The 10,178-nt window shown below is 66.9% G+C and carries 5 protein-coding genes; 4 read left to right on the plus strand and 1 reads right to left on the minus strand.

The window, feature by feature from the left end; all coding sequences use genetic code 11:
- The first annotated feature begins 41 nt into the window (after positions 1 to 41).
- The 3 genes from AAHB17_RS03375 (at position 42) to AAHB17_RS03385 (ending at position 5,460) form a co-directional block, all read left to right on the plus strand.
- Positions 42 to 3,440, plus strand: a complete 3,399-nt coding sequence (locus AAHB17_RS03375) for a hybrid sensor histidine kinase/response regulator (protein ID WP_342129064.1) — start codon at positions 42 to 44, stop codon at positions 3,438 to 3,440.
- Positions 3,421 to 4,458, plus strand: coding sequence for a response regulator transcription factor (locus AAHB17_RS03380; RefSeq protein ID WP_342129066.1), 1,038 nt, complete (start codon positions 3,421 to 3,423; stop codon positions 4,456 to 4,458). The genes AAHB17_RS03375 and AAHB17_RS03380 overlap by 20 nt, the downstream gene beginning before the upstream one ends.
- A gap of 216 nt (positions 4,459 to 4,674) precedes the next feature.
- Entirely contained in the window at positions 4,675 to 5,460 is a 786-nt protein-coding gene (locus AAHB17_RS03385; RefSeq protein WP_342129069.1) for an N-acyl amino acid synthase FeeM domain-containing protein, read from the plus strand.
- 207 nt (positions 5,461 to 5,667) lie between these two features.
- Here the strand turns inward: AAHB17_RS03385 and AAHB17_RS03390 are convergent, their stop codons facing one another.
- Entirely contained in the window at positions 5,668 to 8,634 is a 2,967-nt protein-coding gene (locus AAHB17_RS03390) for an EAL domain-containing protein (protein WP_342129071.1), read from the minus strand.
- 281 nt (positions 8,635 to 8,915) lie between these two features.
- Here AAHB17_RS03390 and urtA point away from each other — a divergent pair.
- The coding region (urtA, locus tag AAHB17_RS03395) for an urea ABC transporter substrate-binding protein (RefSeq protein WP_342129082.1) at positions 8,916 to 10,178 on the plus strand (1,263 nt) is incomplete at its 3' end.

A 10,178-nucleotide genomic window follows, 5' to 3' on the forward strand; every position in this document is an offset into this window, starting at 1 on the left:
GAGACGTGCCGGGATGGCACGGAAGCTGCACTGGCAAGACGGTGAATGTCACGCCGCCGTCAGCCACCTCCACCGCCCCCCAGCGCATCATCAAGGTGCGCCGCGATTACAACAGCTGGGTCGCCAGCGAGACGCTGGAAGACTACGCGCTGCGCTACACCCCGCAGCGCTCGCGCCAGTGGTCGGTCTGGCGCGTGGCCAACACCGCTTTTGGTGCAGCGTCCTTCCTCATCCTCGAGGCCGTGGGCGCCACCTTGCTGGTGCAATATGGCTTCATCAACGCGGCGCTGGCCATCCTGGCCACCGGCTTGATCATCTTCCTGGCCGGCCTGCCCATCAGCGTCTACGCCGCGCGCTACGGGGTCGACATGGACCTGTTGACCCGCGGGGCCGGCTTCGGCTACATCGGCTCCACCATCACCTCGCTGATCTACGCCAGCTTCACCTTCATCTTCTTTGCGCTGGAGGCGGCCGTCATGGCCTACGCGCTGGAACTGGCCTTCGGCATCCCGCCGGCCTGGGGCTACCTGGTCTGTGCGGTGGTGGTGGTGCCGCTGGTCACACACGGCGTGTCGGTCATTGGGCGGCTGCAGGTGTGGACACAGCCGCTGTGGCTGCTGATGCTGGTCGTGCCCTTTGTGTATGTCTGGATGCACGAACCGGGTGCATTTCGGGGGGTTGTGCACTACGGTGGTGAATCCGATCAGGGTGCCGCTTTCAATCTGCACTTCTTCGGTGCGGCGCTCACCGTGGGCATCGCGCTGATCACCCAAATGGGGGAGCAGGCCGACTACCTGCGCTTCATGCCGGCGCGTGAACGGGTGGGGCGCTGGCGATGGTGGCTGGGGGTGCTGGCGGGCGGGCCAGGCTGGGTGCTGCTGGGCGTGCTCAAGATGCTGGGCGGCGCGGTGCTGGCCTACCTGGCCATCACCCACATGGTGCCGGTGGACCGCGCGGTGGACCCCAACCAGATGTACCTGGCCGCCTACGAGTACGTGTTCCCGCACTACGGCTGGGCGGTGGCCGCCACGGCGCTGTTCGTGGTGGTGTCGCAGCTCAAGATCAATGTCACCAACGCCTACGCCGGCTCGCTGGCCTGGAGCAACTTCTTCTCGCGCCTGACCCACAGCCACCCTGGGCGCGTGGTGTGGGTGGTGTTCAACACGCTGATCGCCTTCATGCTGATGGAGATGAACGTGTTCCAGGCGCTGGGCGAGGTGCTGGGCCTGTACGCCAACATCGCCATCGCCTGGATCATGGCGGTGGTGGCCGATCTCGTGGTCAACAAACCCCTGGGCCTGTCGCCCAAGGGCATCGAGTTCAAGCGCGCCCACCTCTACGACATCAACCCGGTGGGCGTGGGCGCCATGGCCCTGGCGTCCGCGCTGTCGGTGGCGGCCCACATGGGCGTGTTCGGCGCGCTGGCGCAGGCGTTTTCGGCCTGCATCGCCATGGTCACGGCCTTTGTGGCTTCGCCGCTGATCGCATGGCTCACGCAAGGGCGGTACTACCTGGCGCGCACGCCGGCGGATGGCGGCGGCCATCAGCGGTCGCGCCTGCAAACCTGCGTGATCTGCGAACGCGATTACGAAGGCCCCGACATGGCCCATTGTCCGGCCTACCAGGGGGCCATCTGTTCCCTGTGCTGCACGCTGGACGCGCGCTGCGGCGACCTCTGCAAGCCGCAGGCGCGCCTGTCCTTCCAGTGGGGGCAGGCGCTGCGTGCCCTGCTGCCACGGGGCCTGTGGCCCTATCTCGACGCCGGCCTGTCGCACTACCTGCTGCTGATGGCGGTGGTGGCGCCTATCCTGGCGGCCGTGCTGGGCTTGCTCTACCACCAGCAGATTGCGCCCGAGTTCCTCAAGGTCTACGCCGTCCTCTTGCTGATCTCGGGCCTGGTGGCCTGGTGGCTGGTGCTGGCCCACAAGAGCCGCGAGGTGGCGCAGGAGGAGTCGAACCGGCAGACCCGCCTGCTGATGCACGAGATCGAGTCCCACCGCCGCACCGACGAGCAGCTGCAGCAGGCCAAGCGTGTGGCCGAACAGGCCAACCAGGCCAAGACCCGCTACATCAGCACCATCAGCCACGAGCTGCGCACGCCGCTCAACAGCATCCTGGGCTACGCGCAGCTGCTGCAGGAGGACACCGGCATGGCGCCCCACCGCGCCCAGGCCATCCAGGTCATCCACCGCGGCGGCGAACACCTGCTATCGCTGATTGAAGGCACGCTGGACATCGCCCGCATCGAGTCGGGCAAGCTGACGCTGGACCTGCGGCCCATGTGTTTCCAGGCGGTGATGGCCGAGGTGGCCGGCATGTTCGAGCTGCAGGCGCAGGACAAAGGCCTGCGCTTTCGTTTCGATACCCAGGGCACGCTGCCCGCCGTGGTGCGTGCCGACGAAAAGCGCGTGCGGCAGATCCTCATCAACCTGCTGGGCAACGCGGTCAAGTTCACCAGCCTGGGCGAGGTCGGCCTGCGCCTGCGTTACGCCCGCGAGATGGCCCACATCGAGGTGCATGACACCGGCCCGGGCATGCCGGCGGCCGATCTGGATCGGGTGTTCGAGCCCTTTGCCCGTGGCCAGAGCCAGGCCGGCAGTGGCGTGCAGGGTTCGGGCCTGGGCCTGACCATCGCCAAGATGCTGACCGACCTGATGGGCGGCGAGATGCGCGCCCACAGCACCCCGGGCGAGGGCACGGTGTTCACCGTGCGCCTGTTCCTGCCCGAACTGCAGGGTGCCGCCCAGCCGGCCGCCGCGCTGCCGCCGCCGCGCAGCGGCTACGCCGGTTCGCGTCGGCGCGTGCTGGTGGTGGACAACGAGGAGGCCGACCGCGACCTGATCGCGCGCTGGCTGTCGCCCCTGGGCTTCGAGGTCACCCTGGCCACCCACGGCGAGGACGCCCTGCGCACCGTGGCCAGCGGCCTGCGACCGGACGCCGTCTTCATGGACCTGGCCATGCCCGGCATCGACGGCTGGGAGACCCTGCGCCGCCTGCGCGCGCTGGAGCTCTCGCCGGCCCCGGTGGTGGCGGTGGTGTCTGCCAACGCCTTCGACAAGGGGCTGGACAACGACCTCGATCTGCCGCCACGCGATTTCCTGGTCAAGCCGGTGCGCCGCGACGACCTGCTCGACTGGCTGGGCCAGCGCCTCGGCCTGGCCTGGGTCGACGCCTTGCCCGCTACCGACAGCGCCACGCCAGTGCCGATCGCGCCTCGCGCCGCCATGGTCCTGCCGTCGCCGGCGCAGCTGCAGGCGCTGCGGGACGTGGCGCGCCTGGGCTACTACAAGGGCATCGCGCGCCAGATGGACGACCTGCTGGCGCAGCGGCCCGAATGCGCCGCCTTCGTCCAGCGCGTGCTGGCCCTGGCGCGTGGCTTTCGCTTCGAGGCCATCGAACACCTGATCGAGGAGTTGCGGCATGACACCCGCCTGGTCTGACACGCCCGCCCTGTCGGCGCGGCGCGACGGCGCGCCGGTGGTGCTGATCGTGGACGACGTGCCCGACAACGTCGCCGTGCTGCACGATGCGCTCGACGAGGCCGGCTACACCGTGCTGGTGGCGCTGGACGGCGAGAGCGCCCTGGCCCGCGCCGCCCAGGCCCTGCCCGATGTGATCCTGCTCGACGCGGTGATGCCAGGGCTGGACGGCTTCGAGGTGGCGCGGCGGCTGAAGGCCGACCCGCTGACCCAGGCCATCCCCATCATCTTCATGACCGGCCTGACCGAGACCGAACACCTGGTGGCGGCGCTGGACGCCGGCGGTGCCGACTACGTGACCAAGCCCGTCAAGCCGCGCGAGGTGATGGCCCGCATGGGCGTGCACCTGCAGACCGCGCGCCAGGCCCGCGAGGGCGTGCGCGAGCGCCAGCAGGCGCGCAACGCGCTGGACGCGCTGGGCTATGCCGCCATCACCGTGCGCGCGGCCGATGGCCGCCTGATGTGGCAGACGCCCCTGGCGCGGGAGTGGCTGTTGCGTTACTGCGGCACCCAGGCACCGGTCACGCCGGCGCCGGTGGTGGCCTGGCTGCAGCGCCACCTGCGCGAGGCGCGCCAGCAGCTCGAGCCGCCGCGCCTGAGCCTGGAGCTGGGGCCGCGCCGGCTCACCTTCCGTCTGCACCAGCAAGTGGACGACGGCGACGCCGCAGCCGACGCCGGTGGCGAGACCCAGGCGCCCAGCGGCGACTGGCTGATCGTGATGCAGGAAACCTCCGACACCAGCGTCATCGAGGCGCTGGCGCAGACCTTCGGGCTGACCGCCCGCGAGGCCGAGGTGCTGTACTGGGTGGCCAAGGGCAAGATCAACCGCGACATCGGCGACATCCTGGGCGCCAGTCCGGCGACGGTGAAAAAGCACCTGGAGCGCATCTACGCCAAGCTCGGCGTGGAGACCCGCACCGCGGCCGCCGCCATGGCGATCAACCGCGTGCGCGCGCTCGGGCCCACGGGCGGAATGTAAGCCTCTGTTCGCGGTCCGAAGGGGTTGCGCGGCGAAATGTAACCAGCGCCGCGACGAGCGGTGTCATTCTGCTGCAGGTGTTTCCGGGTGTCAGCCTGACGGCCTGTAGGAAAAAACCTGACACGATTTTCAGTGCAACACCGACTTCAGAACAGGGTGTGGAAATTTACATTGACATCGCGTCTTGCAATTTTTCACAAATAGAAAGGTGTTGCCATGATCGAGTCGTTCAAGGATGTGCGCCCCAGCTCCCCGGCCGCATTCCCACCCATCCAGGTGCGGGAGCCGCAGTTTTACGCGCTCAACTCGGGCGCCGTCAAGGAGGAGCGCCTGCCTTTCACGGTGCGCCTGGTGCGCAACGAGGACGATCTGCGCAAGGCGGTGAACATCCGCCACTCGGCCTACGCGCGCCACGTGCCCGAGTTCGCCGAGAAGCTCCGCACGCCCGAGGCCTCGGACTACGACGATGGCGTGGTCGTGCTGCTGGCCGAGTCCAAGCTCGACGGATCGCCGCTGGGCACCATGCGCATCCAGTGCAACACCTTCAAGCCGTTGAGCCTGGAGCAGTCGGTGCAGCTGCCCGAATGGCTGCGCGGCCGTTCGCTGGCCGAAGCGACCCGCCTGGGCATCACCGACGACCGCGCCGGCCGGCTGGTCAAGACCATGCTGTTCAAGGTTTTCTACCAGTACTGCCTGCTGCAGGAAATCGAATGGATGGTGATCGCCGGGCGTTCGCCCATCGACCGCCAGTACGAACGCCTGCTGTTCAAGGACGTGTACCCGGGCATGGGCTACATCCCGCTGCGCCACGCCAACAACATGCCGCACCGTGTGATGGCCTTCCATGTCGACAGCGCGCAGGCGCGCTGGGCCGAGGCGCACCACCCGCTGCTGGACTTCATGTGCCACATCCACCACCCCGACATCGACCTGGGCGAGACCACCGTGCCCTTCATGCCGGTGTGGCAGCCACCGGTGGAGCGCACCGGCACCTACGCCTGAGTCCGCACCACCCGCCTCATACAAAAAGCCCGCCAGACACGTTGTCTGGCGGGCTTTTTCGTGGCTTCATGTTCTGGCCGGCGTGTGACCCGCAGCACATGCAAGGTCCCCCTGGGGGACACCGCCGGGCCGGCTTTGCCGGACGGCTGGTGTCGCCCCCTTGAGGGGGGATGTGGCCACGCGAAGCGGGCAAGCGACGGGGGGGCTTCAATGCAGATTGCTGGCGGGTGAATTGCCGGTGAACAGGTCGTTCTGGCCGATTTCGAAGACCTGCGGCTGCAGGTTCTTGACGAAGGCCTGCAGGGCCGGATCGCGGATGAAGCTGGCCGACGAAACCGCCTGCAGCAGCAGGTCCGGGTGCTGGGGCCGCGCCACCACGAAGCCTTGCACGTAGTCGACGCCAATCTCCACCAGCGTCTGCACGGTGGCGCAGTCCTCGGCCCATTCGGCGATGGTCTTCATGCCCAGGTTGCGGGCCAGGCTGACGATGGCCTCCACGATGGCGATGTTGGCCGGGTGCTGGTTCATGTTGACGATGAAGCTGCCGTCGATCTTGAGCAGGTCGCCCGGCAGGTCCTTCAGGTAGGAGAAGGAGGTGTAGCCGGCACCGAAATCGTCCAGCGCCACCTTGGCGCCGTACTGGCGCACCTGGTCGATGAAGCGGCGCGTGTTCTGCAAGTCGTGCAGGGCCACGCTTTCGGTGATCTCCAGGCACAGGTGCTTGGCGATGTGGATGTTCTCCTCCAGCGTGCTGAACACGTCCTGGATGAACTTCTCGTCGTTGAGCGAGGCGCCGCTCAGGTTCATGCAGACGAACTGGGTGTTCTTCAGGTGCTTCTTGTGGCGGGACAGCCACTGCACGGTGTTGGACAGGACCCAGCGGTCGATCACGCCCATGCGGCCGCTGTTCTCGCCGGCCGAGATCAGGCGGTCGGTGGGAATGCGCTCGCCGTTGGCGTCGAGCATGCGCAGCAGCACCTCGAAGTTGAGCGACTCGGTGGGCGCGGTCAGCGACATGATGGGCTGCATTTCCAGGAACAGGCCCTCGATCTCGGCGTGGGCCGAGAGGTGTTCCACCAGCTTGAGTTCGGCCTCGTGCTCCAGGAAGACGCGGGCGTTTTTCTCGAACACCACCAGACCGCTGTTGTTGCTCTTGGCCTCGCGGCAGGCGCGGTCGGCGGTGGACACCGCGTCCTTGGTGGAGGTGCTGGGCGCGACCTCGATCAGGCCGATGGAGCCGCGCACGTGGAAGGCGCGCTCGCCCACGCGGTAGGGTGTCTGGCCGATGCTGGAGACGATGCTCTGGCACAGCAGGCCGGCCAGCGCGACCCGGGTGTCGGGCATGACGATGACGAACTCGTCGCCGCCGACGCGGCCCAGGCTCATGCTGCCCGACAGCATGGCCCCGACGCGGGCGCAGACCTGCTGCAGCACCTCGTCACCCGCGCTGTGGCCGAACAGGTCGTTGATGAGCTTGAAGCGGTCCAGGTCCAGGTAGGCCAGGGCCAGGGGCTTGCCCTGGCGCGCGCTGGCCATGGCGGCGTCCAGCGCCTTCTCCACTCCGCGGCGGTTGAGCACCTTGGTCAGCGGATCGTTGTGGGCCAGGAACTGCAGGTGCTCGTTGGCGCGCGACTTTTCGGTCACGTCCTGCAGGGAGCCTTCGATCCGGTCGCGTGCCAGGGTGGCCTTCACCATGTAGCGCCGGGGCTCGTTGCCCTGCGCGTCGGGCAGGCCCTCGATTTCCAGTTCGGCGTCGCTCTGCGTGTTCACCAGCTGGTGCAGACGCGTCCAGGCGCCCTGGCGGAAGAAGCGGAACCAGTCGTTCTGGCCGTCGTCCTGCACCTGCTGCCCCAGCATGTTGCGCAGGGCCGGGTTGGTGCTGACGAAGCGGCCCTGCATGTCCAGCGTGAACAGGCCGATCGGCATGGCCTCGTAGGTGTGCTGCAGTTCGGCCTGGATCTCCAGGCGCTGGTCGTGCTCCTGCTTCATCTGCGCGGCGATGGCCAGCGAGGCCATGAGGCTGGATGCCAGCGCGGCCGTCACGCTGTTGACCGCGCCGATCAGCCCCTTGAAGCCCAGCGAGGCCGAGATCACTTCATAGAGGCTGGCGAACAGCGCCACCGCGATGGAGGCGCTGTACCAGATGGCGACCTGCGAGCGCGACTTGTGCAGGATGTGGCCCATCAGGTAGACCAGCATGGCCACGCCCACCCCGGTGGTCACCCACATCAGCGGCAGGAAGATGGGGTAGGACAGGAAGAAGGACAGCAGCAGCAGCGGTGGGCAGGACCAGCGCGCCACGTCCACCACCCGCCGGTGGCCGACCACTTCGAGGTCGTCCTTGAACAGGGTGGTGAACAGGCTCAGCGTGAGCACGTAGTAGAGCGTGATCGTGACCAGGCGGCCCTGCAGCAACAGGTCGTAGGGGATGGTGCGGCCCAGCCACTGGTGGTCCCAGCCGGCCGACAGCGCGGCCATGCGCAGGTTGACCACCAGCCAGGCGGAGAACAGGATGTAGGTGCTGTTGCGGTTGATCAGCGCGGTGATGAAGACGAACAGCGCCAGCACGATGAGGCCGCCGTCGAGCAGGCCGGCGTTGTGGTGGAACTCCTGGGTCGCGGCGGCGAGTCCGGCCTCCGACCATTGCAGCACGCTCAGGCGCGCCGGGCCCACGAAGCGCGCCTTGCAGACGATGCCCGCCGGCGTGGGCGTCGTCAGCTCCAGCTGGAAGCCGGCCTTCACGGGTGAGATGGCACCCGAGGTGTCCCGCCGGTTGGCCTGGCCGAGGACCTCGCCGCTGCCGCTGTTCCAGCAGGTGGTCTCCATGGTGTGGCGCGAGGCGAACTCGATCACCGGGTGGGTGGCTTCCGGTGCCGGCAAGGCCTTGAACACAAACCAGTAGGGCGATTCCGACAAGCGGTTGTCGGTGAAGCTGACCTCGGGTTGATCGCGCAGGGCGGCCTGCGCGGCGGCCAGGTCCCAGCGGCCGCCCACGTCTTCGGCGACACGGAAGGGCACCACCTTGGCGTGGGTTTCGGTGGGGTACTGCGGCACCCAGGCGATCAGCGCGACAATAGAAAACAGGGCGATGGCCAGCGGGATGGCATAGGCCGACAGGAAAAACAGGCCCCGATCCAGACCGGCATTCCATGCCTCGAAGCCAGGGTGTTTCACGTTTTTCGCCAAATGTGACATTTACAGCAGGTTGGGTCCCGGTATGTGCGTAATTTGCGCTTAGTTGCAATTCACACGGCCATTATGCGGTGAATGTCAAGATCATGAGCGGTTGACTGCAACAACATGTGTCAGCGGGCCTGTACGCCACCCGGCGTACATACGTCCCATCGGGTTCTCCCTAGCATCCATCCATCCCCTGACGCACGGTCCGCACAGGCCGGGCCACGGGGACACAAGCCCTCATTTGTGTTGTCTGGAAAACTGGAGAAATCCCCATGCTGCAACGTCGATTCACCCTCAAGGCCCTGTCCGCGGCCGCCACCGTCATGGGCCTGGGCCTCACCGGCCTGTCGGCCCACGCGCAGGAGACCATCAAGGTCGGCATCCTGCACAGCCTGTCGGGCACCATGGCCATTTCGGAAACCGTGCTCAAGGACACGGTGCTGATGGCCATCGACGAGATCAATGCCAAGGGCGGCGTGATGGGCAAGAAGCTGGAGCCGGTGGTGGTTGACCCGGCCTCCAACTGGCCGCTGTTCGCCGAGAAGGCCAAGCAGCTGATCAGCCAGGACAAGGTGGCCGTGGTGTTCGGCTGCTGGACCTCGGTGAGCCGCAAGTCGGTGCTGCCGGTGTTCGAGGAACTCAACAGCCTGCTGTTCTACCCCGTGCAGTACGAGGGCGAAGAGCTGAGCAAGAACGTGTTCTACACCGGTGCCGCGCCCAACCAGCAGGCCATCCCCGCGGTGGACTACCTGATGAGCAAGGACGGCGGCGGCGCCAAGCGCTGGGTGCTGCTGGGCACCGACTACGTCTACCCCCGCACCACCAACAAGATCCTGCGCGCCTACCTCAAGAGCAAGGGCGTGAAGGACAGCGACATCGACGAGAAGTACACGCCCTTCGGCCACAGCGACTACCAGACCATCGTGGCCGATGTGAAGAAGTTCTCGCAGGGCGGCAAGACCGCCGTGGTGTCCACCATCAACGGCGACTCCAATGTGCCCTTCTACAAGGAACTGGGCAACGCCGGCCTCAAGGCCAAGGACGTGCCGGTGGTGGCGTTCTCGGTGGGTGAGGAAGAGCTGCGCGGCGTGGACACCAAGCCGCTGGTGGGCCACCTGGCCGCCTGGAACTACTTCATGAGCATCAAGAACCCGTCCAACACCGAGTTCACCCAGAAGTGGGCCGCCTACGCCAAGGCCAAGAAGATCCCGGGCCACATGGACAAGCCGCTGACCAACGATCCGATGGAAGCCACCTACATCGGCATCAACATGTGGAAGCAGGCGGTCGAGAAGGCCAAGTCCACCGAGACCGACAAGGTCATCGCCGCCATGGCCGGCCAGACCTTCAAGGCACCCTCGGGCATCGTGAGCAAGATGGACGAGAAGAACCACCACCTGCACAAGTCGGTGTTCATCGGCGAAGTCAAGGCCGACGGCCAGTTCAACGTGGTCTGGAAGACCCCCGGCCCGGTCAAGGCCAAGCCCTGGAGCCCCTACATCGAAGGCAACGACAAGAAGCCCGACGAGCCGGTGCTG

This window comes from Hydrogenophaga sp. OTU3427 (assembly GCF_038440225.1).
Lineage (GTDB): Bacteria > Pseudomonadota > Gammaproteobacteria > Burkholderiales > Burkholderiaceae_C > Hydrogenophaga.

Excerpts from the sequence above, each read along its gene's own strand:
- AAHB17_RS03380 (WP_342129066.1), top strand. The coding sequence starts at position 3,421 with ATGACACCCGCCTGGTCTGACACGCCCGCCCTGTCGGCGCGGCGCGAC.
- AAHB17_RS03385 (WP_342129069.1), top strand. The coding sequence starts at position 4,675 with ATGATCGAGTCGTTCAAGGATGTGCGCCCCAGCTCCCCGGCCGCATTC.